Genomic DNA, 25,019 nt, shown 5'->3' with positions numbered 1-25,019 from the left:
CGCATGACGCCGCGGCCCCGCCGTCGTCTGCGGATTCGCTTTTCTGTTGCTCTGTGTTGTTTCGTGTTGTATCGTGTGGGAATCCTCGAAGGAGAACCCCGTGTACGCAATGGAGCGCCAGCAGCTCATCGAGCGCGAACTGCGCGACGTCGGACGTGTCAGCGTCGTCGACCTCGCCCGTCGCTTCGACGTCACGACCGAGACCGTGCGTCGTGATCTCGACCGTCTCGAGGGTCTCGGAACCCTCCGCCGCGTGCACGGCGGCGCCGTCGACGTCGCACGGGGGAGCACCGCGGAATCGCCCCTGACCGAGCGCCGCGAGCGTCACCGCGACGCCAAGCGCGCGATCGCGGCCGCCGCCGCCTCGCTGCTCACCCCCGACTTCCGCGGCTCGATCTTCATCGACGCCGGAACCACCCCCGCCGCCGTCGCCGGCCTGCTGCCGGAGGCCCTCGGGGCGGGAATCGACGACGTCGAGATCGTTACGCACTCGCTCGAGGCCGCGCACCTGCTCGCCGGGGAGGAGCGCCTGTCGCTCACCACCATCGGCGGGCGCGTTCGCGGGGTCACCGGCGCCGCCGTCGGCGCGCACACCGTTCGCGCGATCGGCGAGCTGCGCCCCGACATCGCGTTCGTGGGGACCAACGGACTGAGCGCCGGGTTCGGCCTCAGCACGCCCGACCCCGAAGAGGCCGCGGTCAAGGCCGCCATCATCCAGTCGGCGCGACGCATCGTGCTCGTGGCCGACGCCGCCAAGTTCGGCGAGGAGCTGCTCGTGCGCTTCGCGCGCCTCGACGAGCTCGACGTGCTCGTCACCGACGCGGCCCCGCCCGCTCCGCTCGCCGAGGCCCTCGCCGACGCCGACATCGAGGTGCGCATCGCATGATCGTCACACTGACCGCCAACCCCTCGGCCGACCGCGCCGTCGTGCTCTCCGACGCCCTCGCGCCCGGTGAGGTGCAGCGCGCGCTGTCGTCGCGCGAAGACGCCGGCGGCAAGGGCGTCAACGTGGCGCGCGTCGTCGCCGCCGCCGGCGCCCCCGCCCGCGCCGTCGTCCCCGTGGGCGCGCACGATCCCTACCGGGTGCTGCTCGAAGACACCGGCATCGCCCTCGACCTCGTCGACGTCGCCGGTCGCGCCCGGGCCAACCTCACCATCACCGACCCGGCGGGCGAGACCACCAAGCTGAACCTGCCGGGCGCCGAGCTCTCGCCGGCCGAGGCGCAGGCCGTGACCGACGGTGTCGTGGCCGCGGCCGAGGGCGCGACCTGGCTCGTGCTCGCGGGGTCGCTCCCGCCGGGTGTCCCGGCGTCGTTCTACGCCGACCTCGTCGCGGCCGTCCGCGAACGCTGGGCAGCCGACGCCCCCCGCATCGCCGTCGACGCCTCCGGCGCAGCCCTCGCCGAAGTCGTCGCCACCGCGCGGCCCGACCTCATCAAGCCCAACCACGAGGAGCTCGCCGAACTGGTCGGCGAAGACGCCGCGGGGGACCTCGACGTGATCGCCGAAGCGACCCGCCGCGCGCACCAGCTCGTGCCCGAGCACGTGGCATCCGCCCTCGTCACCCTCGGCGCCGACGGAGCGCTGCTCTTCACGGCCGAGGGAGCCTGGCGCGGATACGCCCCCAAGATCCAGGTCGCGAGCACGGTCGGCGCGGGCGACAGCTCGCTGGCCGGCTACCTGCTCGCCGACCTCGAGGGGGCCTCCGCCCCCGACCGCCTCGCCCGCAGCATCGCCTACGGCGCCGCCGCTGCGACCCTGCCGGGCACGCAGCCCCCGACCCCGGCCGATCTGCCCGCGGGCCCGATCGCCGTTTCCGTTTTCTCCACCCCCACCGCCACATCCTGACCACGGAGGTCACGACAATGTCCGACATCATCACTCCGGAGCTCGTCAGCCTCGACGCGCCCCTGGGCGCCGACAAGCAGTCGGTGATCCGTGCCCTCGCCGAGCGCGTCGTCGCGCAGGGCCGCGCGACCAGCGCGCAAGAGCTCTTCGACGACGCGTGGGCCCGCGAGCAGAAAGACGAGACGGGCCTGCCCGGCGGCATCGGCATCCCGCACGCGCGCAGCGCCTCGGTCACCGAGCCCACCCTCGCCTTCGCCCGCCTGACGCCCGGCGTCGACTTCGGCGCCCCCGACGGCCCGGCCGACATCGTGTTCCTCATCGCCGCGCCCGCCGGTGCCGACGAGGCGCACCTCTCTGTGCTGTCGCAGCTCGCCCGCAGCCTGATGAACAACGACTTCATGTCGGGCCTGCGCGCGGCGCAGACGCCCACCGACGCCGTGAAGATCATCACGGATGCCATCACCCCGGCCGCCGCGCCCGCCGCAGCCGCCGCGCCCGCAGCCGCACCCGCACCCGCCGCGACCCGCGCCGAGTCGCGCGGCGCCACGACCACCACGACGAAGAAGATCGTCGCGGTCACCGCGTGCGCCACCGGCATCGCCCACACCTTCATGGCCGCCGACGCGCTCACCGCCGCCGGCGCCGAGGCGGAGGGCGTCGAGCTGATCGTCGAACCGCAGGGCTCCAGCGGCTACAAGGCCCTTCCGCAGAGCGTGATCGACGACGCCGACGCCGTGATCTTCGCGGTCGACGTCGACGTGCGCGAGCCGCAGCGCTTCGCGGGCAAGCCCGTCGTCCGCGCGGGCGTCAAGCGCGGCATCGAGCAGCCGAAGCAGCTCATCGCCGAGGCCCTCGCCGCCAGCGAGAACCCGAACGCCGCTCGCGTGCCGGGCGCCGGCGCCGCGGCATCCGCCTCGGAGGTCCCCGTCGCGCAGCAGTCGGTGGGTCGCCGCATCCAGCGCTGGCTGCTCACCGGTGTCAGCTACATGATCCCGTTCGTCGCCGGTGGCGGTCTGCTGATCGCCCTCGGCTTCCTGCTCGGCGGCTACAAGGTCACCGAGAACGCGGCCAACATCATCATCCAGAACTCGCTGTGGGACCTGCCCACCGAGAACCTGACCTCGTCGTTCGGCCCGCTGGGGCAGTACCTCGGCTCCGTCGCGTTCATGATCGGCGCCACCTCCATGGGCTTCCTGGTCGCCGTGCTCGCCGGGTTCATCGCCTATGCGATCGCCGACCGCCCGGGCATCGCGCCCGGCTTCGTCGCCGGTGCCGTGGCCGTGCTCATGAACGCCGGCTTCATCGGCGGCATCATCGGCGGTCTGCTGGCCGGTTTCATCGCCTGGTGGCTCGGACGCTTCGACGCGCCGCGGTGGCTGCGCGGCCTGATGCCCGTCGTGATCGTGCCGTTCCTCGGGTCGATCTTCGCGTCGGGTCTGATGATCCTCTTCCTCGGTCGTCCGATCGCCGCCCTCATGACGGCGCTGACCGACGGCCTCACCTCGCTCGCCGCGAGCGGTGCCGGCGCCATCCTGCTGGGCGTGATCCTCGGCCTGATGATGTGCTTCGACCTCGGCGGACCGGTCAACAAGGTCGCCTACGTCTTCGCCACGACCGGCCTCGCCGCGGCCACGCAGACCAACACCGCGCCGTACCTCATCATGGCCGCGGTCATGGCCGCCGGCATGGTGCCCCCGCTCGCGATGGCGCTGGCCTCGACGATCCTCGCCCGGGGCAAGTTCACCCCCGTCGAGCGCGAGAACGGCGCGGCCGCGTGGCTGCTCGGCGCCTCGTTCATCTCCGAGGGCGCGATCCCGTTCGCCGCGGCCGACCCGCTGCGCGTCATCCCCGCGTCGATGGTCGGCGGTGCGATCACCGGTGGTCTGAGCATGCTCATCGGTGTGCAGTCGTACGCCCCGCACGGCGGCTTCTTCGTGCTCTTCGCGATCAACCCCGTGTGGGGTTTCCCGCTGGCGATCATCGCGGGTACCGTCGTGACGGCGCTCATCGTCGTCGCTCTCAAGGGCATCGGCCGCAGCACCAAGGACGCCGCCGTCACCGAGGCTGCGCCCGCAGCCACGGTCGCCGCGTAAACACCCCCGTCGAATCGGAAGGATTCACCATGGCAGAACGTCAGGCAACCATCGCCAGCAGCTCCGGACTCCACGCCCGCCCCGCGAAGCTCTTCGTGCAGGCCGTGCAGGAGAAGAAGGTGCCCGTCACCATCTCGGCCGACGGCGGAGCCGACCTCAACGCCGGCAGCATCCTCTCGCTCATGGGTCTGGGCGCCGGTCACGGCACGGTCGTGACGCTCAAGGCCGAGGGCGAGGGTGCCGAGCAGGCGCTCGACGAGCTCGTCGCTCTGCTCGAAACGGATCTCGACGCGCAGTAAGCACCTCGCATCAGAACACCGGATGCCGCGGGCCCCAGGGCTCGCGGCATCCGGTGTTCTCGTGTGTCGGGACGGAGGCCCGTCAGATCTCCGTCGAGTCGCCCGGCTTGAGGTCGACGAACGACCCGCCGTGCTGCTCGACGGCCCAGGTGAGGCGTGCATCGCCCATCTGCTTGCCCGCGACCGACAGAGTCATGTCGTGCGTGGCGAACACGCGCTCGGGCTTGACGTCGAGCACGTAGTCGATGGCGTCTCCGATCTTCAGCCACGGGGCTCCGACGGGGGCTGCGAGCAGCGCGACCTTCTTGTGCTTGGGAACGGCGTACGAGTCACCGGGGTAGTAGAGGGACTCGTTGACGAGGACGCCGACGTTGTCGACCACCGGGATCGACGAGTGGATGACCTCGTGCTTCCCGCCGAAGAACTCCAAGTGGAACGGACCCAGGTCCAGCGTGTCGCCGGGGTTCACCACCGACACGTCGAAGCCGGCGGCGGCCTCGCGCACGCCCTCCGGACCGAAGACCGGCACGCCGGGGTGGGCCTTCTGCAGACGTGTGAGGTGCTCAGGGGTCCAGTGGTCGGCGTGCTCGTGCGTGATGACGATGCCGACGAGCCCGTCGAGGTCGTCGAGCGGCGAGGTGAAGCTGCCCGGATCGATGACCAGGCTGTGTCCGGCTTCAGAGACGACGAGAGCGGCGTGTTCGTGCTTGGTGAGACGCATGAGTCGAGTCAACTCCCGGCGGCGGGGGCACGGCAAGCGCTGGCGCAGCGGGTGAACAGCGTCTAATGCCTCTTCCGTCGCGCGTGCTGGCGCGGTACGGTGGCCGGACACGCCCGGGAATTCGGTGGCTCGGCCCCGATTTTGCGTGCGCGTCAATCGTGATGCATACTTGAACGGTTGCGACGCGGCCCCATCGTATAGCGGCCTAGTACGCCGCCCTCTCACGGCGGTAACGCGGGTTCGAATCCCGCTGGGGTCACCAACACGACGAAGAGCCTCGACCGGATGGTCGGGGCTCTTCGTCGTTGTCGGCGACGGTGGCCGGACGAGGAGCCGCGTGCGCGGATTGGGCCCCACCGCCGTCGCCCGCCGCTCAGCCCTCGCGCGCCGCGCGGCGACGCCGGATCGCGCGCCGCACGCCCCACACGATCGCCCAGGCCGCGCCGGCGACGACGATCCAGGGCAGGAGGAATCCGAGGCCGATCACGAGTCCGTTGAGGGTCGCGACGAGGCCGTTCCACCCGGCGACCAGGCCGTCGCCGAAGCCCGCGGGATCCGCGGTGACCGTGGCCGTGCGCGCGTTCAGCTGAACGCTGAGCGACGACAGGGCGACCTGCGACTCGATGCTCTGCAGCACCTGGCGGTCGCTGTCGAGCTGCGCCTGCCGATCGGCGAGCGCGGACTCGGCGGTGACGAGGTCGGACACCGACGCGGCCTGAGCGAGCAGTTCGGTGAGACGGGCGACCGAGGCTTCGCCGGCGGCGACGCGGGCGCGCAGGTCGACGCTCTGCTCGGTCACGTCGGAGCGTGTCACGCTCGTCGCCGTGACGTCGCCGACGGAGCCGAGGCCCTCCATCACCTGCGTCAGGGTGTCGGCGGGCACGCGCACGGTGATCCAGCCCGAGTCCGTGGTCGGCGTCGTCGACGCGGCGCCGTCGATGGGTACGAGCACCTGCCCACCGCCGACCTGCGACGACTCGACGTAGCCTCCGACTCCGGTCGCCGTCGCGCTGATGGCGGCGATCGCCGCGGCGACGTCGTCGACCTCGACGGTGCTCGATCCGGTGGCCACGATGTCGCGCCCCGCGGTGGCGGTTCCGGATGCCGCGGACCCCTGTTCCGTCGAGCTCGCACCGGCAGAACCCGAGGTGCCGGCATCCGGACCCGGGGCGACCGGCGCGGTGTCGGCGACCGAACCGCCCGCGGACTGATCGCGCGATCCGGACTCCGGGGCGCTTCCGGCCTCGATCGCGGTGCTTGAAGCGCCGGTGCCCTGCGTGACGCCGAGCGAGGGCCCGACGATCGCGGCGACCACGACGACGGCCGCGGCCGCGGCGACACCGGTCCAGACGCCGCGGCGTCGCCGACGCCGCCGGTCGCGCTCATCGGCGATGCGACCGAACACGGCGGCTTCGATGGCCTCCACGCGGTCGTGGGACAGAGGGGGAAGGGTCGGGGTGGTCATGGGGTCTCGGTCTCCATCGCGGTGGCGCGCACCCGGGAACGGATGCGGGAGAGGCGATTGCGCACCGTGCCGTGCGAGACGCCGAGCGACGCGGCGGCCGCCTCGTAGCCGTAACCCTCGGCGGCGCACAGGCGGAAGATCTCGCGATCCAGCTCGCTCAGACGGTCCACGGCGGCGAGGATCGCGGCGACCGTCTGCGCCTGCACGACCTGCGCCTCGACGTCGACGGCCGAGGGGATCTCGTCGTCGAGCGCCGCGTGCGAACCGTGGCGGCGTCGAGCCCGCAGCTTGTTCTGCGCCTGCAGCCGGCACACCGTCACGAGCCACGGCAGGAGCGAGGCGCCCTCGAGACGCAGCGACGGGATCTTCCGCCACGCGACGACGAAGGTCTCCTGCGCGACGTCCTCGGCATCGGCCGTCACGCCGAGCAGCCCGAACGCGACCCAGTACACCGGCCGCACGTACGCGCGGTACAGCGTGCGGAAGGCCGCCTCGGAGCCGGCCGCGGCGCGCGCGACGAGCGCCCCGTCGTCGATCACGTCGTCGGTCATCGGCATCCACTTCCCGATCGGGCCGAGGCTCTGCGAGCACTCTCTCACTACAGAAGTGTCCGGTCCGAGCGGATCGTCTCACGGATGTACGCACGTTATGAGCACTACTTGCATAAGGCGGTGGCCGACGTGGAGCACCGGATAAACTCGAGCGTTTCCCCCGACGAAAGGCCCCGCGATGGAGCTGCAGCTCGACCCGCTCTTCCAGACGATCACGCTGGTGGTGCTGGTCGTCATCCTCATCGCCGACCTGCTCATCATCCTCAAGCGCCCGCACATCCCGGCGCCGAAGGAGTCGACGCTGTGGGTCGTCTTCTACGTCACGCTCGCGCTGATCTTCGCCGGGGTGCTGTGGATCGTCGCCGGGGGAGAGGTCGCGGGTCAGTTCGTCGCGGGCTGGCTCACCGAGTACAGCCTGTCGATCGACAACCTGTTCGTTTTCGTGCTGATCATGGGCCAGTTCTCGGTGCCGCGCCGGTACCAGCAGGAGGTGCTGATGGTCGGCATCATCATCGCGCTCATCCTGCGTGGCGCGTTCATCCTGGTCGGCGCGACGATCATTGAGAACTTCAGCCCGATCTTCTACCTCTTCGGCGCCTTCCTCATCTACACCGCGATCCGCCAGGCGTTCCCCGGCGACGACCACGACGACGACTCGCAGAAAGAGAACCTCATCGTGCGGACGCTGCGTCGCGTGCTGCCGATGAGCGACGAGTACGACGGCAAGAAGGTCATCACGCGCATCAAGGGCAAGAAGGTCTTCACGCCCATGATCATCGTGTTCGTCGCGATCGGCGTGACCGATCTGCTGTTCGCGATCGACTCGATCCCCGCGATCTTCGGCATCACGCAGAGCCCGTTCATCGTCTTCACCGCGAACCTCTTCGCGCTGATGGGTCTGCGCCAGCTGTACTTCCTGCTGGGCGACCTGCTCGACCGCCTGAAGTACCTGCACTACGGCATCGCGTTCATCCTCGCGTTCATCGGCGTGAAGCTGATCCTGCACGCGATGCACGTCAACGAGCTGTCGTTCCTCAACGGCGGGGAGCCCATCGAGTGGGCGCCCGAGATCTCGACGTGGGTCTCGCTCGCGGTGATCGTGCTGTCGATGGCGGTCGCGACCCTCGCGAGCCTCGCATCGTCGCGCAAGGAGTCGTCGGCGAACGACCGTCACGAGGCAGCGGCGGAGGTCGCAGACGAGAAGGGCACCCCCGCGACCGTGGAGCAGCCCGAGCGCGACTGAGCGCCTGAGGGCTGGTCGTCGAGGACCCTGAGCTTGTCGAAGGGTCCGGGCCCAGCAGGGTCCGGTGGCTTCGACAGGCTCAGCCACCGGGGTGAGGGCCCGCGGGGTCCGGTGGCTTCGACGGGCTCAGCCACCTGGGGCGGGGCCGGCGGGTTCCGGTGGCTTCGACAGGCTCAGCCACCTGGGGTCACGGCATCCGACCCGCTAGAACGCGCGCAGATTCGCCTGCAGGCCGCCGTCGACGTACTCCTCGCGGAGGATGCCGCGCCGGCGCAGGATCGGCACGAGGTCGTCGAGCACACGGTGCACGGTGACCGGGTGCAGGTCGCCCCACAGCAGCACGCCGTCGTTGCCCCAGTCGCCGAGCTCCTCGATGCGGTCGGCGAACTCGTCGGCGGTCCCCACGAAGCCGGAGCCGTCGTTCAACCGGCCCAGGCGCGCGTGCGCGGCGAGGATCGTGCGCAGGGGAGCGTCGTCGTCGTGTTTTCCGACGAGGCGGCGGATGCTGCCCTCCGACACGTGCTCGCCGAAGATCGAGCGGTCGAGCGGCTTGTCGAGGTCGAGCCCGGTGAGATCGGTCTCGAGATCGCTGGACTGCTTGCGCGCGATGGCGACCAGCGCCTCGTCGGTCGGATCGGCGGATGCCGCGACCAGACGATCGGCTTCCTCCGGCGACGAGACGAGCACGGGCTGGATCGCGAAGAGGATCTTGATGTCGGACGCCGTGCGCCCCGCTGCTTCGGCGGCCGCGTGGATGCGACCGCGATACGCGCGGATGCTCTGCTCGTCGAGGGGCGCGAGCGCGAGCTGCACGTCGGAGTTGTGCCCCGCGAACGACAGGCCACGGCCCGATCCGCCGGGGGAGACGATCGCCGGCGCGCCGTCGGTGAAGGGGACGGCGTTGAGCGGCCCGTCGAAGCCGAAGTGCTCGCCTCGGTGCTGCACCGCCTCGAGCTTCGTGCCGTCGGCGTAGACACCCGTCTCCTCATCGGCGACCAGAGCGCCCTCACCCCAGCTGTTCCAGAGCTTCCGGATGCCGTCGAGCCACTCTTCGGCACGGTCGTAGGCCGCGTCGTGCCCGAGCTGCGGCGCGGGGGAGAAGTGTCGCGCGCTGCCGGTGTCGGTGACCACGTTCAGGCCGAGACGGTGGCCGCTCAGGTGCTGGAGCGTCGCGAACTGCCGGGCGGCGGTGTACGGCAGGTACGCGGCCGGATTGACCGTCGGCACCACGCCCAGGTGCCGCGTCGCCGCGAACAGATAGGGCGCGAGCAGCAGCGGGTCGTGCTTGGGCCCGCCGAAGGCGTGCCGCACGCGCAGGTCGATCGTGTCGGCGCTGCCGAGAGAGGGCGCGTCTTCGATGATCAGCAGGTCGAAACCGGCCTGCTCGAGCGTGCGGGCGGAGTCCTGGTAGAGGCCGGGCTCGGTCCAGCGGTGGTTCCAGCGCAGGGAGGGGTGGCCCCACCCGTGCGGGCCGAAGCCGCGCGCGAGAAACCAGCCGAAGTGCTGCAGCCGGCTCACAGCACGACCGTCTCGCGCTCGAGGACGGGGACGCCGACGAGCGCCTGGTCGAGGTCGGCGAGCAGATCGTCGATGTCTTCGATGCCGATCGACAGGCGGATCGTGCCGGGGAAGACCCCCGCGCGCTCGCGCTCCTCGACGGTGCGGGCGGCGTGCGAGGTGCTCTGCGGGTGCAGCACGAGCGAGCGCACGTCGCCGAGGTGGGTCATGTGCGTGATGACCTCGACCGACTGCACGACGTGTCGCGCGGCCTCGAGCCCGCCGCGCAGGGTAACGGTGAAGACCGAGCCGAAGCCGCGCGTGAGATACCGCTCACCGAGGTCGTGGTGGGGGTGCGAGTCGAGACCGATGTAGTCGACGCGCTCCACCTCGGGGCGCTGTCCGAGCCAGCGGGCGACGGCGAGGGCGTTCTGCGACTGCCGTTCGACGCGCAGGCTCAGCGTCTCGATGCCCTGGCCGATGAGGAAGGCGTTCAGCGGCGAGGGCGAGGGCCCGAACCGCGGTGCCACGCTCTCGCGGATGTACTGTCCGCGCGCGCGGGCGCCGTACTTCTCGGCGTAGCTGGCGCCGCCCAGGCGGTCGGTCTGCACGAGGTGGGGGAAGCGGTGACCGGATGCCGCGGCGTCGAAGCGACCGTCGTCGACGATGACCCCGCCGAGCACGGCGCCTTGACCGGCGAGGAACTTGCTCGCCGAGTGCACGACGACGGCGGCCCCGTGCTCGATCGGGCGGAGCAGGTACGGAGTGGTGAACGTGCTGTCGACGACGAGCGGGATGCCGTGCTCGGCGCCGATCGCGGCCACCGCGGCCACGTCGAGCACGTCGTTGCGGGCGTTCGAGAGCGTCTCGGCGAAGAGGGCCCGCGTGCGGGGCGTGATCGCGGCGCGCCAGGCATCGAGGTCATCGGTGTCGACGAAGGTCGTCTCGACCCCCAGGCGCGCGAGGTTGTCGAGCAGGAGACCGCGGGTGCCCTCGTAGATGTGCTCCGACACGACGACGTGGTCGCCGGCTCCCGCGAGGGCGAGGAGCGCGACGGTGACCGCCGCCTGACCGCTCGACACGAGCACGGCCTGGTCGCCGCCCTCGAGCGAGGCGAGGCGCTCCTCGACGGCGTGCACGGTGGGGTTGCCGGTGCGGCTGTATCCGAAGCCCGTGCCCTCGCCGAAGTGCGCGGCCGACTCGTCGAGGTCGCTGAACGTGAAACCCGCCGTGAGGTAGATCGGCGTCGCGCGCGGGCTCGCCTGCGCGGTCGCCGATCCTGCGTGGACCTGGCGAGTGGAGAAACCGGTGTCGGCGCCTGCGGCCATGGCGCACTCCTTCCTTCGGGTCGGCCCAGATTCGCACGCGCGGGCGCCGGGCGACGAAACGTGCGTCGCTCTGTGACACCGCCGGCGCGGCATCCGGTGCCTCTTCGTGACGGCAGGGGTGTCGGATGCCGGTGGTATCGTGACGACGTGCGGATCGCTCGCCTCCTCCTTAGCGGCCGCGACGAGACCTTGTCCTAGGCCTCTCTCGTCGCGGAGTTCGTCGCGGGCCTCACACCCCCTTCCGAGGAGAAACGCAAGACATGAGCACGATTCCCGAGAACCCTCGCACCCTGGCCGAGAAGGTCTGGGACGACCACCTCGTCGTCAAGGGCGAGAACGGTCAGCCCGACCTCATCTACATCGACCTGCACCTCGTGCACGAGGTCACCAGCCCCCAGGCCTTCGACGGCCTGCGCGCCGAGGGGCGCCCCGTGCGGCGGCTCGATCTGACGATCGCGACCGAAGACCACAACACCCCGACGCTCGACATCGACAAGCCGATCGTCGACCTCACCAGCCGCACGCAGATCGACACGCTGCGCCGCAACGCCGACGAGTTCGGCGTCCGCATCCACTCGCTGGGCGACAAGGAGCAGGGCATCGTCCACGTGGTCGGCCCGCAGCTCGGCCTCACCATGCCGGGCATCACCGTCGTGTGCGGCGACTCGCACACCTCGACCCACGGTGCGTTCGGCGCGATGGCGTTCGGCATCGGCACGAGCGAGGTCGAGCACGTGCTCGCCACGCAGACGCTGCCGCTCAAGCCCTTCAAGACGATGGCGATCACCGTCGAGGGCGAGCTGAAGCCCGGCGTCACCGCGAAAGACATCATCCTCGCGATCATCGCCAAGATCGGCGCCAACGGCGGGCAGGGCTACGTGCTCGAGTTCCGCGGCAGCGCGATCCGCTTCCTCTCGATGGAGGGGCGCATGACGATGTGCAACATGTCGATCGAGGCCGGCGCCCGCGCGGGCATGATCGCCCCCGACGAGACGACCTTCGCCTACGTCAAGGACAAGCCCCACGCGCCGCAGGGCCAGGACTGGGACGACGCGGTCGCCTACTGGCGCACACTGCCAAGCGATGAGGGCGCGGTCTACGACGCCGAGGTGTTCCTCGACGCCGCCGAGCTCGAACCCTTCGTCACCTGGGGCACGAACCCCGGTCAGGGCGTCTCGCTGAGCGACGTCGTCCCCACCCCGGCCGACATCGCCGACGCCAACGAGCGCGCCGCGGCCGAGCGGGCGCTCGAGTACATGGACCTGCAGGCCGGCACCCCCATGAAGGACATCCCGGTGGATGCCGTGTTCATGGGCTCCTGCACGAACAGCCGCATCGAAGACCTGCGCGCCTTCGCCTCGGTCATCGAGGGGCGCACCAAGGCGGAGAACGTCCGCGTCATGGTCGTGCCGGGATCGGCGCGCGTGCGCCTCGAAGCCGAGGCCGAGGGCCTCGACAAGGTCTTCACCGACTTCGGCGCCGAGTGGCGCTTCGCCGGGTGCTCGATGTGCCTGGGCATGAACCCCGACCAGCTGGCCCCGGGGGAGCGCTGCGCGTCGACCTCGAACCGCAACTTCGAAGGACGCCAGGGCAAGGGCGGCCGCACGCACCTCGTGTCGCCGCTCGTCGCCGCGGCGACGGCCGTGCGCGGAACGCTGTCGAGCCCAGCCGATCTGGACCCCGTTCCCACCGAGACCGTTTCGACCGGGGCGGAGGCCTGACATGGAGAAGTTCACCACGCACACCGGAATCGCGGCCCCGCTGAAGCGGTCGGCCGTCGACACCGACCAGATCATCCCCGCCGTGTTCCTCAAGCGCGTCACCAAGACGGGCTTCGAAGACGCCCTGTTCTCGAACTGGCGCCAAGACCCCGGGTTCGTTCTCAATCAGGACGCCTACCGCTCGGCATCCGTTCTCGTCGCCGGCCCCGACTTCGGAACGGGATCCAGCCGCGAGCACGCCGTGTGGGCGCTGCGCGACTACGGGTTCCGCGTCGTGCTGAGTCCGAAGTTCGCCGACATCTTCCGCGGCAACTCGGGCAAGCAAGGCCTGGTCACGGGGGTGATCACCGAAGACGAGGTCGAGCAGATCTGGGCCGTCCTCGAGGCGCACCCCGGCATCGAGATGACCGTCGACCTGCAGGCGAAGACCGCCACGGTCGGCCGCCTCACGGTCCCTTTCGAGATCGACGATTACACTAGGTGGCGGCTTCTCGAAGGGCTCGACGACATCGGGCTCACGCTGCGTGACGAAGACAAGATCACGCAGTTCGAGGCGCGCCGCGAGGCATGGCGGCCGCAGACCCTTCCGGTCCGCTGAGCCCGATCGACCCGATCGGGTCGATCTGCCGCCCCTCGTCCACGAAGTGAGGTCCACCCCCCATGAGCACACTCGTCACCGATTCCGGAGACCAGAACCCCGGACAGCCCGACTGGGAGGCGGCCGAGACCCTCGCGATCCGCGGCGGCCGGCCCCTGCGCGGAACCGTCGAGGTCAAGGGCGCGAAGAACCTGGTGACGAAGGCCATGGTGGCCGCGCTCCTGGGCGAGACCACGAGCACGCTGCGCGACGTGCCGATGATCAGCGACGTCAAGGTCGTCCGCTCGCTCCTCGAGGTGCACGGCGTCACGGTGACCGAGGGTGACGAGGAGGGCACGCTCCACCTCGACCCCTCGGGCGCCGTCGCCGCGCACTTCGAAGAGATCGACGCCCACGCGGGCGCGTCGCGCATCCCGATCCTCTTCTGCGGCCCGCTGCTGCACCTCCTGGGTGAGGCGCTCATCCCCGACCTCGGCGGATGCCGCATCGGCGATCGCCCCATCAACTTCCACATGGACGCCCTGCGCGCCTTCGGCGCCGTCGTCGACAAGAGCTACGAGGGCATCCGCATCACGGCGCCCAACGGTCTGCACGGCGCCTCGATCGAGCTGCCGTACCCCAGCGTGGGCGCGACCGAGCAGGTGCTGCTCACCGCCGTCCGTGCGAAGGGCGTGACGGAGCTGCGCAACGCCGCGATCGAGCCCGAGATCATGGATCTCATCGCCGTGCTGCAGAAGATGGGCGCGATCATCTCGTACGAGCCCAACCGCGTCATCTTCATCGAAGGCGTCGACAAGCTCGTCGGCTACGACCACCGCGCGATCTTCGACCGCAACGAGGCCGCGTCGTGGGCCTGCGCCGCGCTCGCGACCGACGGCGAGATCTTCGCCAAGGGTGCGCGCCAGCAGGACATGCTGACCTTCCTCAACGTCTTCCGCAAGGCCGGCGGATGGTTCGACGTGCGCGAAGACGGCATCCTCTTCCGCCGCGGCGACGCCCTCAAGCCCGTCATGGTCGAGACCGATGTGCACCCCGGCTTCATGACCGACTGGCAGCAGCCGCTCATCGTGGCCCTCACGCAGGCGTCCGGCACCTCGACGGTGCACGAGACGGTGTACGAGAACCGTCTCGGCTTCACCGAGGCCCTCAACAAAATGGGCGCCGACATCACCGTGCACCCGAAGGGCATCTCGAGCCCCGACCGCCGCGTTCCGCGTCGTTCGCTCGAGCAGGCCGCCGTCATCAACGGCCCGACGCCCCTGCATGGCGCCGACGTCGAGGTACCAGACCTGCGCGGCGGCTACAGCTACGTCATCGCGGCCCTGGCCGCCGAGGGCGAGTCGACGGTGCGCAACATCGGCATCATCCGCCGTGGCTACGAGAAGTTCCTCGAGAAGCTGACCGCTCTCGACGCCGACTTCGACGTCGTGGGCTGACCCGTGGCCGCCTCGCCCGAGAAGACGAAGCCGAGCGCCTTCTGGCCGCTCGCGGCGATCATCGTGCCCATCACGGGCCTGTTCGCCCGCATCGAGATCCGCGGGGCCGAGAACCTCCCGCGGGAGGGCGCGTACGTCATCGCTCCGAACCACAACTCGGAGTTCGATCCGGTGATCGTCGCCGTCGCGGTGTGGCGTCTCGGGCGCGCACCGCGGTTCATGGCGAAAGAGAGCCTGTTCAAGGTCCCCGTTCTCGGGGCCGCCCTGAAGGCGACCGGAATGGTGCCCGTGCCGCGCACCTCGACGAGCGCGAACCAGTCGATGAAGGCCGCGCAGCAGATCGCGAGCGACGGCCGCGGCGTCATCGTCTACGCCGAGGGAACCCTCACGCGCGATCCCGAGCTGTGGCCCATGCGCGGCAAGACCGGCGCGGTGCGCCTCGCCCTCGCCGCCGACCTGCCGCTGATCCCGATGGCGCAGTGGGGCGTGCAGCAGATCCTCCCGCGCTACGGCAAGCTGAAGTTCCCGCGTCGCTCGCACGTGATCGTCGAGATCGGACCCGCGATGGACCTCAGCGAGTACACCGCGACCGCGACTCAGCCCGCCACGCTCGCCAAGGCCACCGACGCGATGATGAACCGCATCACCGAGATGCTCGCCGGCATCCGGGGCCTTCCCGCTCCGACCGAGCGCTGGAACCCGTCGCAGCACGGGCAGAACGAGACGGGCCGCCTTGACGCGTAAGGCGGTCGTGCCCACCACCGGGCCCAAGGTCGCCGTCGTCGGCGCGGGCAGCTGGGGCACGACGTTCGGCAAGATCCTCGCCGACGGCGGGGCCTCGGTCGTCATGTGGGCGCGCCGCCCCGAACTGGCCGCCGAGATCACCGAGTCCAAGCGCAACAGTCGTTACCTCTCGGGCATCAACCTGCCGCGGACCATGACCGCGACGACCGATCTGGCCGAGGCGCTGAACGGCGCCGAGCAGATCTTCCTGTCGGTGCCGAGCCAGTCACTGCGCGAGAACCTCGCGGCCATCCGTCCGCTCGTCGAACACACCGACGTACCGCTCGTCTCGCTCATGAAGGGCGTCGAGAAGTCGACCGGCCTGCGCATGAGCCAGGTCATCGAACAGGTGCTCGAGTGCGACCCGGCGCGCATCGCCGTGGCATCCGGTCCCAACCTCGCCCTCGAGATCGCCCGCGAGCAGCCGACTGCGGCGGTCATCAGCTCGTTGAGCCCCGAGACCGCCGAGGCCGTGGCCCGTCGCGCGCGCAACAGGTACTTCCGCTCGTTCGTGAACACCGACGTGATCGGCACGGAGTTCGGCGGCGTGCTGAAGAACCTCATCGCCGTCGCGATCGGCATCGTCGACGGCGTCGGCTACGGCGAGAACACGAAGGCCTCGATCATCACGCGCGGTCTGGTCGAGATGACCGACTTCGCCGTCGCGCAAGGCGCCCAGCCCGAGACGCTGCAGGGCCTCGCCGGCCTCGGCGACCTCATCGCGACGTGCCAGTCGCCGCTCAGCCGCAACAACACCGCCGGGCGCCTGCTCGGCCAGGGCTACGGCTACAAAGAGGTCGTGGCCCAGATGCAGCAGACCGCGGAGGGCCTGGCATCCGTCGCCCCCGTCCTGCAGCTCGCGAAGCAGGTCGGCGTCGACATGCCCATCGTGCAGCAGGTCAAGATGGTGCTCGACGGGACCATGGACCCGCGCGACATCGCACCGCACCTGACGACAGACGACGACCAGCCGCAGGGCGAGAGGACGCAGAATGACCAAACCGGTGGTGGTGGTGCTCTTCGGCGGGCGCTCCAGCGAGCATTCGATCAGTTCCGCCACGGCGGGCGGGGTGCTGCGGGCGATCGACCGTGACCGCTTCCGGGTCATCCCGGTCGGCATCACGCGCGACGGCGCCTTCGTGCTCGAAGACGACGATCCCGACAAGTTCGCGCTGATCCCCGACGCGCTGCCCGAGGTGCGCGACAACGGCACGCGCGTGCGCCTGCCCGACTCGACGCTCTCGCGCGAGTGGACGGTGACGGATGCCGCGGGCACCCGCTCCCTCGGAGACGTCGACGTCGTGCTGCCGATCCTGCACGGCCGCTTCGGTGAGGACGGCACCGTGCAGGGGCTGCTCGAGCTGCTCGGCATCCCGTACGCCGGCGGGGGAGTGCTCATGTCGGCGATCGGCATGAACAAGCACGTCACCAAGCAGGTGCTTCGCGCGGCGAACGTGCCCGTCGTGCCGTGGGTCGCGGTGACCCGCGCCGACCTCGCCCGAGACCGCGCTCTGTGGGAGCGCCGCATCCGCGCGCTCGACCTGCCGGTGTTCGTGAAGCCGAACGAGGCCGGCTCGAGCGTCGGCGTGACGAAGGTGTCGCAGTGGGACGACCTCGACGCCGCGCTCGACACCGCCTTCGCCGAAGACGGCCTGGTGCTGATCGAGAAGGCGATCGTCGGCCGCGAGGTGGAGTGCGGCGTGCTCCCCGGACGTGACGGCGGACCGGTGCGCGTCAGCGTCGCCGGCGAGATCGTCGTGACCGGTCGGGAGTTCTACGACTTCGAGGCGAAGTACCTCGGGGCGGCGGGCGTCGAGCTCGTGTGCCCCGCCGACCTGCGCGACGGTGAGCTCGCCGAGATGCAGCGGATCGCCGCCCAGGCGTTCGAGGCGATCGGTGGCCAGGGTCTCGCGCGCGTCGACTTCTTCTACACCGGCACCGAGTTCTACGTGAACGAGGTCAACACCATGCCCGGGTTCACGCCGATCTCGATGTTCCCGACCTGCTGGATCGCCTCGGGCCTGTCGTACCCCGACCTCATCAGCGACCTGCTCGACGCGGCTCTCGCGAAGGCCTGACGCGCGGGATCAGGGGGTCGGCGTCGGAGACGGGGTCGTGTCGGAGGCCGAGGTGCATACGGCACCCGTCGACGGCAGGTACTGACTGATCAGTGGGCCGAGGGCCTGGGCCACGTCGGCGCTGCTCGCCTCTTCGTAGTCAAGGTAGACCTGGATCGCGGGACTGCGCCCGAAGGTCGTGAGCGTGTAGCGGTTCTGGTCGGCCTGCGACTCGTCGACGAGCCAGTCGACTCCGTCGAACGGACGGCACGGAAGCGTCGACGGACCGGGGGTCTCGAGGCCGCACGTCATGAGGATCGCGGCGGGGTCGCCCCACGCGCCGGTCGACTGCGCGTCGGTCCACCGGCGCTGCTGGCCCGAGATCTGGTCGGGCAGGCGCGAGATGACGTCGGCGCAGGCGGGGTCGTTCGCCTGCTTCGCCGGTTCCATCGCGACCGTCGTGCTGCACGCCGCGAGTCCCGGGAGAAGGACGAGGGCGGCGACGAGCGCGAGGGAGCGGGAGGAGCGGGGCACCCCTCCAGGCTAATAGCGTGGGGAGGTGACCGACGCCGAGACCACCCGTGCAATGACTGTGGGGGAGCTGTCCGAGGGGCAGATCCTGCGCGGCATCCTCGACCGCCTTCCTCCCTCGACCGCGCCGGTGGGGCCGGGCGACGATGCCGCGGTGCTGGCGGTGCCCGACGGGCGGGTGGTCGCAACCACCGACACGCTCGTGCACGGACCCGATTTCCGCCTGGCGTGGTCGCAGCCCTTCGACCTCGGGTTCAAGGCGGCGGCGGTGAACCTCTCCGACGTCGCGGCGATGGGGGCGCGACCGATCGCCCTGCTCGTGGCCCTCGCGATGCCGGATGCCACCCCCGTGTCGTTCGTGCGCAGTTTCGCCGACGGCCTCGCCGCCGCCTGCGCGGAGCTTGCTCCCGGCTGCGCGGTCGAGGGCGGCGACCTCACCGTGTCGGACACCCTCACGATCGCGGTCACGGCGCTCGGCAGCCTCGACGGCCGCGAACCGGTGCGCCGCTCGGGCGCGCGCGCCGGCGACGGCGTCTACGTGATCGGCGAGCTGGGTGAGGCCGCGCGCGGGCTCGAGGTGCTGTTCCGACGATTCACGGATGCCGAGGGGGCCCCGGTCCCGGTCGATCCGGCGCTGCTCGACTCGGCCGAGGCCCGCGCTCTGTCGCGCCAGCTCCGGCCGCGCCCACCCATCGCCGAGGCGCTGGAGGCCGCGGCATCCGGAGCCACCGCCATGATGGACGTCTCCGACGGCCTCGTGCTCGACGCGACGCGCCTGGCCGATGCCTCCGACGTCACGATCGCGTTCGACAGCGCGACGCTGGGAGACGACCCGGGCCTCGCGCTCGACGGAGGAGAGGACCACGGCTTCCTCGTGACCTTCCCCGCAGACGCCGTCCCTCTCGGTCGCCGCGTCGGCACGGTCGAACCGCGCGGTGCGGAGGCGGTCACGGTCGACGGGCGCGCCTGGACCGGTCGCGGCGGCTGGGACCCCTACCGCGATTGGGACGCCGGGCGCGGCTGAGTCAGGCGGGGCGCCCCCACCACATCGTCGTGTCGCCGTAGGCGCGGTCGCGGTCGGCTTCGAGGTCGGCGGCGGCCCAGTCGGGCGTGGGGGAACGCTTCGCACGTTCGACGATCACCGTGGCATCCGGACTCAACCGCGGAGCGAGGGCGACCAGGGCGCGCGTGAGCTCGTCGTCGCCGACGTCGTAGGGCGGGTCGAGGAACACGAGGTCGAATTCGGCGACGGATGCCGAGAGCCAGGTCGTGACGTTCGCCCGGTGCACGCGCGCGGGGGCGTTCACGCCCGCGGTGCGCAGACGGTCGGCGTTCTTGCGGATGAGCGTCGCGGCGGGGGCCGACAGCTCGACGAGGTCGGCGGACGCCGCGCCGCGGCTCAGGCTCTCGAGCCCCAGGGCCCCGGATCCGGCGTACAGGTCGGCCACGCGCGCGTCGTCGAGGAGCCCGGCCGATTCGAGCGCGCCGAACAGCGACTCGCGGACGCGGTCGCTGGTGGGCCGCGTGCCCTTCGGGGGGACGTCGAGAACGGTGCCGCCGGCGCGGCCGGAGATGATGCGCGTCACCGTCCCAGCCTAGGGTCCGGGCGTGGTCGCCGCCGGGCGGGCCGTCGGTGTCGGAGGCCCTGCCTAGACTCGGAGGCATGCCCGGATTCTCGCTCGCGTCGCGCCTCGACGGCGCCATCGGCGGCAAGACGGCGACGGCGTTCGACAAGGCGTTCGGCGTGAAGACCGTGGGTGAGCTGCTCGAGCACTATCCGCGGCGGTACGCGCGACGCGGCGAGCTCACGCCCATCGCCTCTCTGCCGCTGGGCGAACCCGTCACGATCGTGGCCGAGGTGGTCAGCGCGAGCGAGCGCCGCATGCAGAACCGGCGCGGATCCCTGCTCGAGGTCGTCATCAGCGACGGCGACGGGCGCATGTCGCTGACGTACTTCAACCAGCCGTGGCGGCTGAAAGACCTCACTCCCGGGCGACGGGGCATCTTCTCGGGCAAGGTCGGCGAGTACCGCCGCCAGACGCAGCTGACCAACCCCGACTACGAGCTGTTCGACGACCTCGCCGAAGCCCGCGCCGAGGCCGAGGTCACGGCGAAGCGGCCGATCCCGATCTATCCGGCGACGAGCTCGGTGCCCAGCACCCTCGTGCAGAAGACCATCTCGCTCGTGCTCGACGGGCTCGACGACATCGACGACCCGCTGCCCGAGAGTCTCCGCGCCCGGCGTGGACTGCTCCCGGCGCGGGCGGCGCTCGAGAGCATCCACCGCCCGCAGCACGACGACGACATCCCTCCCGCGGTGCAGACGCTGCGCATGCAAGAGGCGTTCGTGCTGCAGACCGCCCTGCTGCAGCAGCGGCAGTTCGTGCGCGCGCTGTCGGCGACCAAGAGACCGGCCGCCGCGGGCGGACTCCTCGATCGGTTCGACGCGATCCTGCCGTTCGAGCTGACGCCCGACCAGCAGACCGTCGGTGCGCAACTGCAGGCCGACCTCGTGGCCGATTGGCCGATGAACCGTCTGGTGCAGGGCGAGGTCGGTTCGGGCAAGACGCTGGTGGCGCTGCGCGCGATGCTGCAGGTCGCCGAGTCGGGCGGGCAGTCCGCGCTCATCGCGCCTACCGAGGTGTTGGCGGGTCAGCACCTGCGGTCGATCGCGCGGATGCTGGGTCCCGAGCTCGCGCCCGAGCTCATGCCGACGCTGCTGACGGGGCAGATGCCCGCGGCCGAGCGCCGCAAGGCGGCTCTGCGCGTCGCGTCGGGTCAGGCGCGCATCGTCGTCGGGACCCACGCCCTGCTGAGCGCGACGACGACCTTCGCCGATCTCGGTTTCGTGGTGGTCGACGAGCAGCACCGCTTCGGCGTCGATCAGCGCGAGGCCCTGCGCTCCAAGGGCGACTCCCCGCACACGCTGGTGCTGACCGCGACGCCCATTCCGCGCACGGTGGCCATGACGGTGTTCGGCGACCTCGACGTCTCGACCATCCGCACCATGCCGGCCGGTCGCGCGGGCATCCAGTCGTTCGTCGCCCCTCTTGCCGAGAAGCCCGGCTGGTTCGCCCGGGTGTGGGATCGCGTGACCGAGGAGGTCGCGCTCGGCCGACAGGCGTTCGTGGTCTGCCCCGCCATCGACGCCGATCAGGTGGCCGACGGAAAGAGCGACGAACCCGCCGATGCGCCCGATGCACCCGCTCCGACCGCCGCCGAGGGAGCGCGCACGCGCTGGGGCGTGGTGCAGGTCGAAGCCCTGCTGTCGCAGCTGCCCGCGTTCCGCGGCATCCACACCCAGATCCTGCACGGCAAGATGTCGGCCGACGAGAAGGACGCCGTCATGCAGGCCTTCGCCCGCGGCGACATCGACGTGCTCGTCGCCACGACCGTCATCGAAGTCGGCGTCGACGTGCCCAACGCCTCCACGATGGTGATCCTCGAGGCCGACCGCTTCGGCGTGTCGCAGCTGCACCAGTTGCGCGGCCGCGTCGGGCGAGGAGGCCTGCCGGGGCTCTGCCTGCTCGTGACCGAGGCCGCGCCCGGAACCTCGGCGCGCTCGCGGGTCGAAGCGGTCGCCGCGACCCTCGATGGCTTCGCGCTGGCCGAGGTCGACCTCGAACTGCGCGGAGAGGGCGATGTGCTCGGTGGTGCCCAGTCGGGGGCACGCTCCTCGCTCAAGCTGCTGCGCGTCATCACCGACTCCGAGCTCATCGTCGAGGCACGCGCCGAGGGCGAGAGGCTTCTCGCCGACGACCCGGCTCTGCAGCGGCATCCGGCCCTCGCCGCCGCCCTCGAACGCCGAGTCGGGGTGGAGGAGCGCGCCGCGCTGGCGAAGTCCTGAGCACCCGCCGCCTCGGCCGGAGCGGTCGGTAGGCTGGCCGCATGGATCCCCGGATCGCCGTCGTGCCCGGCTCGTTCGACCCGCCCACGCTCGGTCACCTCGACGTCATCCGTCGCGCCGCCGGTCTGTTCGACCAGCTGCACGTGCTCGTCGTGCACAACCCCGGCAAAGAGGCGATGCTGCCCATCGCCCAGCGTCAGCAGCTGCTCGAGCAGTCGATCTCGGAGGCAGGCGTCGAGGGCGACGTGATTGTCGCCGCGTGGAGCATGGGGCTGCTCGTCGACTACGCCACCGAAGTGGGCGCGAAGGTGCTCGTGAAGGGCATCCGCTCGCAGGTCGACGTCGCCTACGAGACGCCCATGGCGATCGTCAACCGCGACCTCGCGCACGTCGAGACGGTGTTCCTGCTGCCCGACCCCGCCCACGCCCTCGTCTCGAGCTCGCTCGTGCGCCAGGTCGCGGGACTCGGCGGAGACGTGTCGCCCTACGTGCCGCCGGCCGTCGCCCGCTTCCTCGACACCGGCGCCCGCGGCATCTGAGGCGCCGCTACGGGCCGAGCAAACCGCCCGGCGTTCGCCCCCGCGTGCCGCCCGGCCCCCGTTCAGGCGCCCGCCGGTAGCATTGACGACCGTGAGAACCCACCGACCCGGACCTTTCCAGCTCCCCGTGCGCGACATCGAGCGCCACCCGGGCGAGATGCGCGAGCACAGCCTCGACCTCGCCACCCCCGAGAAGTGGGGCGAGGGGCTGCTCTCCATCCCGGAGGGCGAAACGCTCGAACTCGACGTGCGTCTCGAGTCGGTGCACGAGGGCATCCTCGTCTCGGGCACCGTCGACACCACCGCCACGGGCGTGTGCGGACGCTGCCTGATCGACATCACCGAGCCTGTCGAAGTCGAGTTCCAGGAACTTTTCGCGTATCCTGGGGATGAAGCGAGCGACTATGACGTTCAAGACGACCACGTGGATCTTGAAAATCTGGTCCGGGATGCCATTGTCCTGTCGCTTCCGTTCCAGCCGGTGTGTCAGCCGGACTGCCCCGGGCTCGACCCGAACACGGGCGAGAGGCTGACGGAAAGCCCCGGCAACACGGAGCAGACGCCTGCCGATCCCCGGTGGGCAGCGCTCCAGCAGTACACCCCAGACGACGGCGATGCGCTCCGCGCCGCCCCCAAGACAGAGAAGAGCTAGTCATGGCAGGTAACCCCCCGAAGCGGAAGGTCTCCCGCTCCAACACCCGCTCGCGTCGTGCGCAGTGGAAGGCTGAAGCCCCCGCGCTGGTCAAGACCATCGAGAACGGCAAGGTCGTCTACAGCCGCCCCCACCAGGCGAAGGTCGTCACCGACTCGCAGGGCACCGAGCTCTTCCTCGAGTACAAGGGCCGCAAGGTCGCCGACGTCTGATCGGCGATTCGTGACGCGTAACAACGTCGAGCGCGCAGCGCTCACCGAGAAGCTCGGGGTCGACATCGACCCCGAGCTTCTTTCACTCGCTCTGACGCATCGCTCGTTCGCCTACGAGAACGGCGGCGTCCCGCACAACGAGCGCCTCGAATTCCTCGGCGACTCCGTTCTGGGCCAAGCCGTCACGGTGCGCCTGTTCACCCGGCATCCGGATCTCGATGAAGGAAGCCTGGCCAAGAGGCGCGCGAGCGTCGTGTCGACGGTCGCCCTCGCCGAGATCGCGCGGACGATCGACCTCGGCGCGCACATCCGGCTCGGCCGCGGTGAGATCCTCACCGGCGGTCGCGACAAGGATTCGATCCTCGCCGACACCATGGAAGCGCTGATCGGCGCGACCTTCCTGTCGGCGGGTCCGGATGCCGCGTCCGCCATGGTCCTGCGTCTGGTCGAGCCCCTCATGGCCGACCCCGAACGCTATGGCGCGGCGATGGACCCGAAGACGAGCCTGCAGGAGATCGCCGCACGGCTCGGTCTGTCTGCGCCCGTCTACGGCGTCGAGGCGACGGGTCCCGACCACGACCGCCGCTTCACGGCGACCGTCACGGTGGGCGACGTCTCGACCACCGGCGAGGGGTCGAGCAAGAAGCAGGCCGAGATGGCCGCCGCCCTCACGGCGTGGCGCGAGCTCGACGCGCGTGCCTGAGCTTCCCGAGGTCGAGGTGGTGCGCGCGGGTCTCGAACCCGCCGTCACCGGCGCCCTCATCTCGTCGGTCGACGTGCGCGACGAGCGCGCCCTGACTCGGCACACCGGGGGAGCGGCCCACTTCGAGGCCGAGCTGACCGGCCGGCGCATCGCATCCGCCGTGCGGCGCGGCAAGTTCTTGTGGATGCCGGTCGGCGACGACGAGGCGATCGTCACGCACCTCGGCATGAGCGGGCAGATGCTGCTGCGCCTGCCCGGGGCACCCGAGGAACGGCACGAGCGCATCCGCATCGAGCTCGAACACCCGGAGCACGGCGCACTCTCGGTCGTCTTCGCCGATCAGCGCACCTTCGGCTCGCTCGCGATCGACCGTCTCGTCGACACCCCCGACGGGGCGGCGGGCGGCCGGGGATCCGCGCTCGCGCGGGTTCCCACGCAAGTCGCGCACATCGGTCGCGACCCCCTCGATCCCGCATTCAGCGCGACGCGCTTCCGCGCGCGTCTCGCACGCACGGCATCCGGCATCAAACGGGTGCTGCTGGATCAGACGGCGGCCAGCGGAATCGGCAACATCTACGCCGACGAGTCGCTGTGGGCGGCGCGCATCCACCCCGAGACCTCGGCGCGCGATCTGCCGACCCGGGCGGTCAACCGCCTTCTCGGCGAGGTGCAGGCGGTGCTCGAGAAGGCCCTCGCCGAGGGCGGCACGAGTTTCGACGCGCAGTACGTCAACGTCAACGGTCAGGCGGGCTACTTCGCGCACTCCCTCAACGCCTACGGCCGCACGGGTCAGCCGTGTCCGCGATGCGGGCGGCCGATCGTGCGGGTGTCGTTCATGAACCGCTCGAGTCACTTCTGCCCGCACTGCCAGAAGCTGCGCTGATGCGACGTTGAC

Annotated in this window: 25 protein-coding genes and 1 tRNA gene; 19 read left to right on the top strand and 7 right to left on the bottom strand. The window is 70.7% G+C overall.

Annotation, left to right across the window (positions count from 1 at the left end; translation table 11 throughout):
• Window positions 1–100 precede the first annotated feature (100 nt).
• The 4 genes from LPW41_RS10510 to LPW41_RS10495 are packed head-to-tail and all read left to right on the top strand — an operon-like array spanning window position 101 to window position 4,240.
• A complete protein-coding gene (locus LPW41_RS10510) occupies window positions 101–886 on the top strand; it encodes a DeoR/GlpR family DNA-binding transcription regulator (RefSeq protein WP_186325580.1) in 786 nt (261 codons plus the stop codon).
• The gene (locus LPW41_RS10505) at window positions 883–1,848 is read left to right on the top strand and encodes a 1-phosphofructokinase family hexose kinase (protein ID WP_154096488.1); all 966 of its coding nucleotides are present in this window, start codon (window positions 883–885) and stop codon (window positions 1,846–1,848) included. Before LPW41_RS10510 ends, LPW41_RS10505 begins: the two co-directional genes overlap by 4 nt.
• Before the next feature lie 17 nt (window positions 1,849–1,865).
• Window positions 1,866–3,941: a fructose-specific PTS transporter subunit EIIC gene (locus tag LPW41_RS10500; protein WP_154096489.1), complete on the top strand. Its 2,076-nt coding sequence runs from the start codon at window positions 1,866–1,868 to the stop codon at window positions 3,939–3,941.
• Window positions 3,942–3,970: 29 nt separating this feature from the next.
• Complete coding sequence (locus tag LPW41_RS10495) at window positions 3,971–4,240, top strand: HPr family phosphocarrier protein (protein WP_144834863.1); 270 nt, start codon at window positions 3,971–3,973, stop codon at window positions 4,238–4,240.
• A gap of 82 nt (window positions 4,241–4,322) precedes the next feature.
• On the opposite strand, the gene LPW41_RS10490 is transcribed toward LPW41_RS10495, so the two are convergent.
• Window positions 4,323–4,961 (bottom strand): MBL fold metallo-hydrolase, encoded by a 639-nt coding sequence (locus LPW41_RS10490; RefSeq protein WP_230704765.1) that lies wholly within the window; start codon window positions 4,959–4,961, stop codon window positions 4,323–4,325.
• A 186-nt stretch (window positions 4,962–5,147) separates the two neighbouring features.
• On the opposite strand from LPW41_RS10490, the gene LPW41_RS10485 reads away from it, so the two are divergent.
• Window positions 5,148–5,223 (top strand) — tRNA-Glu (locus LPW41_RS10485).
• A gap of 111 nt (window positions 5,224–5,334) precedes the next feature.
• Here LPW41_RS10485 and LPW41_RS10480 read toward each other — a convergent pair.
• Both LPW41_RS10480 and LPW41_RS10475 read right to left on the bottom strand, forming a co-directional pair.
• Window positions 5,335–6,426 (bottom strand): DUF4349 domain-containing protein, encoded by a 1,092-nt coding sequence (locus LPW41_RS10480; RefSeq protein ID WP_230704764.1) that lies wholly within the window; start codon window positions 6,424–6,426, stop codon window positions 5,335–5,337.
• Window positions 6,423–6,977 (bottom strand): RNA polymerase sigma factor, encoded by a 555-nt coding sequence (locus tag LPW41_RS10475; RefSeq protein WP_230704763.1) that lies wholly within the window; start codon window positions 6,975–6,977, stop codon window positions 6,423–6,425. Before LPW41_RS10475 ends, LPW41_RS10480 begins: the two co-directional genes overlap by 4 nt.
• Window positions 6,978–7,155: 178 nt before the next feature.
• Between LPW41_RS10475 and LPW41_RS10470 the strand changes: the two genes are divergently transcribed.
• Window positions 7,156–8,220 (top strand): TerC family protein, encoded by a 1,065-nt coding sequence (locus tag LPW41_RS10470; RefSeq protein ID WP_144834871.1) that lies wholly within the window; start codon window positions 7,156–7,158, stop codon window positions 8,218–8,220.
• A 204-nt stretch (window positions 8,221–8,424) separates the two neighbouring features.
• On the opposite strand, the gene LPW41_RS10465 is transcribed toward LPW41_RS10470, so the two are convergent.
• On the bottom strand, window positions 8,425–9,738 hold the full coding sequence (locus tag LPW41_RS10465) for an LLM class flavin-dependent oxidoreductase (protein WP_230704762.1): 1,314 nt from the start codon (window positions 9,736–9,738) through the stop codon (window positions 8,425–8,427).
• Window positions 9,735–11,045, bottom strand: coding sequence for an O-acetylhomoserine aminocarboxypropyltransferase/cysteine synthase family protein (locus LPW41_RS10460; protein WP_230704761.1), 1,311 nt, complete (start codon window positions 11,043–11,045; stop codon window positions 9,735–9,737). Before LPW41_RS10460 ends, LPW41_RS10465 begins: the two co-directional genes overlap by 4 nt.
• Window positions 11,046–11,305: 260 nt before the next feature.
• Between LPW41_RS10460 and leuC the strand changes: the two genes are divergently transcribed.
• The 6 genes from leuC (at window position 11,306) to LPW41_RS10430 (ending at window position 17,661) form a co-directional block, all read left to right on the top strand.
• Complete coding sequence (gene leuC, locus LPW41_RS10455; RefSeq protein WP_230704760.1) at window positions 11,306–12,766, top strand: 3-isopropylmalate dehydratase large subunit; 1,461 nt, start codon at window positions 11,306–11,308, stop codon at window positions 12,764–12,766.
• Between the two features lies 1 nt (window position 12,767).
• Window positions 12,768–13,364, top strand: coding sequence for a 3-isopropylmalate dehydratase small subunit (leuD, locus tag LPW41_RS10450; protein ID WP_230704759.1), 597 nt, complete (start codon window positions 12,768–12,770; stop codon window positions 13,362–13,364).
• A gap of 62 nt (window positions 13,365–13,426) precedes the next feature.
• Window positions 13,427–14,800, top strand: coding sequence for a UDP-N-acetylglucosamine 1-carboxyvinyltransferase (gene murA / locus LPW41_RS10445; RefSeq protein WP_144834880.1), 1,374 nt, complete (start codon window positions 13,427–13,429; stop codon window positions 14,798–14,800).
• Between the two features lie 3 nt (window positions 14,801–14,803).
• Entirely contained in the window at window positions 14,804–15,544 is a 741-nt protein-coding gene (locus LPW41_RS10440) for a 1-acyl-sn-glycerol-3-phosphate acyltransferase (RefSeq protein ID WP_230704758.1), read from the top strand.
• Entirely contained in the window at window positions 15,534–16,676 is a 1,143-nt protein-coding gene (locus LPW41_RS10435; protein WP_144834884.1) for an NAD(P)H-dependent glycerol-3-phosphate dehydrogenase, read from the top strand. The genes LPW41_RS10440 and LPW41_RS10435 overlap by 11 nt, the downstream gene beginning before the upstream one ends.
• Window positions 16,576–17,661, top strand: coding sequence for a D-alanine--D-alanine ligase family protein (locus LPW41_RS10430; protein ID WP_230704757.1), 1,086 nt, complete (start codon window positions 16,576–16,578; stop codon window positions 17,659–17,661). The genes LPW41_RS10435 and LPW41_RS10430 overlap by 101 nt, the downstream gene beginning before the upstream one ends.
• Window positions 17,662–17,670: 9 nt before the next feature.
• Here the strand turns inward: LPW41_RS10430 and LPW41_RS10425 are convergent, their stop codons facing one another.
• Entirely contained in the window at window positions 17,671–18,174 is a 504-nt protein-coding gene (locus tag LPW41_RS10425) for a DUF3515 family protein (RefSeq protein ID WP_144834888.1), read from the bottom strand.
• A gap of 52 nt (window positions 18,175–18,226) precedes the next feature.
• Between LPW41_RS10425 and thiL the strand changes: the two genes are divergently transcribed.
• The gene (thiL, locus tag LPW41_RS10420) at window positions 18,227–19,195 is read left to right on the top strand and encodes a thiamine-phosphate kinase (RefSeq protein ID WP_230704936.1); all 969 of its coding nucleotides are present in this window, start codon (window positions 18,227–18,229) and stop codon (window positions 19,193–19,195) included.
• Between the two features lies 1 nt (window position 19,196).
• Here thiL and rsmD read toward each other — a convergent pair whose 3' ends face one another.
• Entirely contained in the window at window positions 19,197–19,757 is a 561-nt protein-coding gene (gene rsmD / locus LPW41_RS10415) for a 16S rRNA (guanine(966)-N(2))-methyltransferase RsmD (protein ID WP_230704756.1), read from the bottom strand.
• 77 nt (window positions 19,758–19,834) lie between these two features.
• On the opposite strand from rsmD, the gene LPW41_RS10410 reads away from it, so the two are divergent.
• From LPW41_RS10410 to mutM, 6 genes are all read left to right on the top strand, one after another.
• A complete protein-coding gene (locus tag LPW41_RS10410; RefSeq protein ID WP_154096498.1) occupies window positions 19,835–22,018 on the top strand; it encodes an ATP-dependent DNA helicase RecG in 2,184 nt (727 codons plus the stop codon).
• A 41-nt stretch (window positions 22,019–22,059) separates the two neighbouring features.
• On the top strand, window positions 22,060–22,557 hold the full coding sequence (gene coaD, locus LPW41_RS10405; protein WP_144834894.1) for a pantetheine-phosphate adenylyltransferase: 498 nt from the start codon (window positions 22,060–22,062) through the stop codon (window positions 22,555–22,557).
• A gap of 157 nt (window positions 22,558–22,714) precedes the next feature.
• Window positions 22,715–23,209, top strand: a complete 495-nt coding sequence (locus tag LPW41_RS10400) for a DUF177 domain-containing protein (protein WP_144835045.1) — start codon at window positions 22,715–22,717, stop codon at window positions 23,207–23,209.
• Window positions 23,210–23,211: 2 nt separating this feature from the next.
• Window positions 23,212–23,421: a 50S ribosomal protein L32 gene (gene rpmF, locus LPW41_RS10395; protein WP_013586329.1), complete on the top strand. Its 210-nt coding sequence runs from the start codon at window positions 23,212–23,214 to the stop codon at window positions 23,419–23,421.
• 10 nt (window positions 23,422–23,431) lie between these two features.
• The gene (gene rnc / locus LPW41_RS10390) at window positions 23,432–24,124 is read left to right on the top strand and encodes a ribonuclease III (protein WP_230704755.1); all 693 of its coding nucleotides are present in this window, start codon (window positions 23,432–23,434) and stop codon (window positions 24,122–24,124) included.
• Window positions 24,117–25,007 (top strand): bifunctional DNA-formamidopyrimidine glycosylase/DNA-(apurinic or apyrimidinic site) lyase, encoded by an 891-nt coding sequence (gene mutM / locus LPW41_RS10385; protein WP_230704754.1) that lies wholly within the window; start codon window positions 24,117–24,119, stop codon window positions 25,005–25,007. Before rnc ends, mutM begins: the two co-directional genes overlap by 8 nt.
• Window positions 25,008–25,019: the final 12 nt, after the last annotated feature.

The sequence above is a fragment of the Microbacterium sp. JC 701 genome, from assembly GCF_021026215.1.
GTDB lineage: Bacteria > Actinomycetota > Actinomycetes > Actinomycetales > Microbacteriaceae > Microbacterium > Microbacterium algihabitans.
The sequence above is the reverse complement of the archived record's forward strand: the minus strand, read 5'-3'. Positions and strand labels throughout refer to the sequence as shown.

Bases quoted from the DNA above. Each gene is read 5' to 3' on its own strand.
- leuC (WP_230704760.1), top strand. From the start codon at position 11,306: ATGAGCACGATTCCCGAGAACCCTCGCACCCTGGCCGAGAAGGTCTGG.
- LPW41_RS10505 (WP_154096488.1), top strand. From the start codon at position 883: ATGATCGTCACACTGACCGCCAACCCCTCGGCCGACCGCGCCGTCGTG.
- LPW41_RS10495 (WP_144834863.1), top strand. From the start codon at position 3,971: ATGGCAGAACGTCAGGCAACCATCGCCAGCAGCTCCGGACTCCACGCC.
- rpmF (WP_013586329.1), top strand. From the start codon at position 23,212: ATGGCAGGTAACCCCCCGAAGCGGAAGGTCTCCCGCTCCAACACCCGC.
- LPW41_RS10490 (WP_230704765.1), bottom strand. From the start codon at position 4,961: ATGCGTCTCACCAAGCACGAACACGCCGCTCTCGTCGTCTCTGAAGCC.
- thiL (WP_230704936.1), top strand. From the start codon at position 18,227: ATGACTGTGGGGGAGCTGTCCGAGGGGCAGATCCTGCGCGGCATCCTC.
- LPW41_RS10430 (WP_230704757.1), top strand. From the start codon at position 16,576: ATGACCAAACCGGTGGTGGTGGTGCTCTTCGGCGGGCGCTCCAGCGAG.
- leuD (WP_230704759.1), top strand. From the start codon at position 12,768: ATGGAGAAGTTCACCACGCACACCGGAATCGCGGCCCCGCTGAAGCGG.
- LPW41_RS10410 (WP_154096498.1), top strand. From the start codon at position 19,835: ATGCCCGGATTCTCGCTCGCGTCGCGCCTCGACGGCGCCATCGGCGGC.
- LPW41_RS10480 (WP_230704764.1), bottom strand. From the start codon at position 6,426: ATGACCACCCCGACCCTTCCCCCTCTGTCCCACGACCGCGTGGAGGCC.
- LPW41_RS10460 (WP_230704761.1), bottom strand. From the start codon at position 11,045: ATGGCCGCAGGCGCCGACACCGGTTTCTCCACTCGCCAGGTCCACGCA.
- LPW41_RS10500 (WP_154096489.1), top strand. From the start codon at position 1,866: ATGTCCGACATCATCACTCCGGAGCTCGTCAGCCTCGACGCGCCCCTG.
- LPW41_RS10470 (WP_144834871.1), top strand. From the start codon at position 7,156: ATGGAGCTGCAGCTCGACCCGCTCTTCCAGACGATCACGCTGGTGGTG.
- LPW41_RS10400 (WP_144835045.1), top strand. From the start codon at position 22,715: ATGCGCGAGCACAGCCTCGACCTCGCCACCCCCGAGAAGTGGGGCGAG.
- coaD (WP_144834894.1), top strand. From the start codon at position 22,060: ATGGATCCCCGGATCGCCGTCGTGCCCGGCTCGTTCGACCCGCCCACG.
- LPW41_RS10475 (WP_230704763.1), bottom strand. From the start codon at position 6,977: ATGACCGACGACGTGATCGACGACGGGGCGCTCGTCGCGCGCGCCGCG.
- murA (WP_144834880.1), top strand. From the start codon at position 13,427: ATGAGCACACTCGTCACCGATTCCGGAGACCAGAACCCCGGACAGCCC.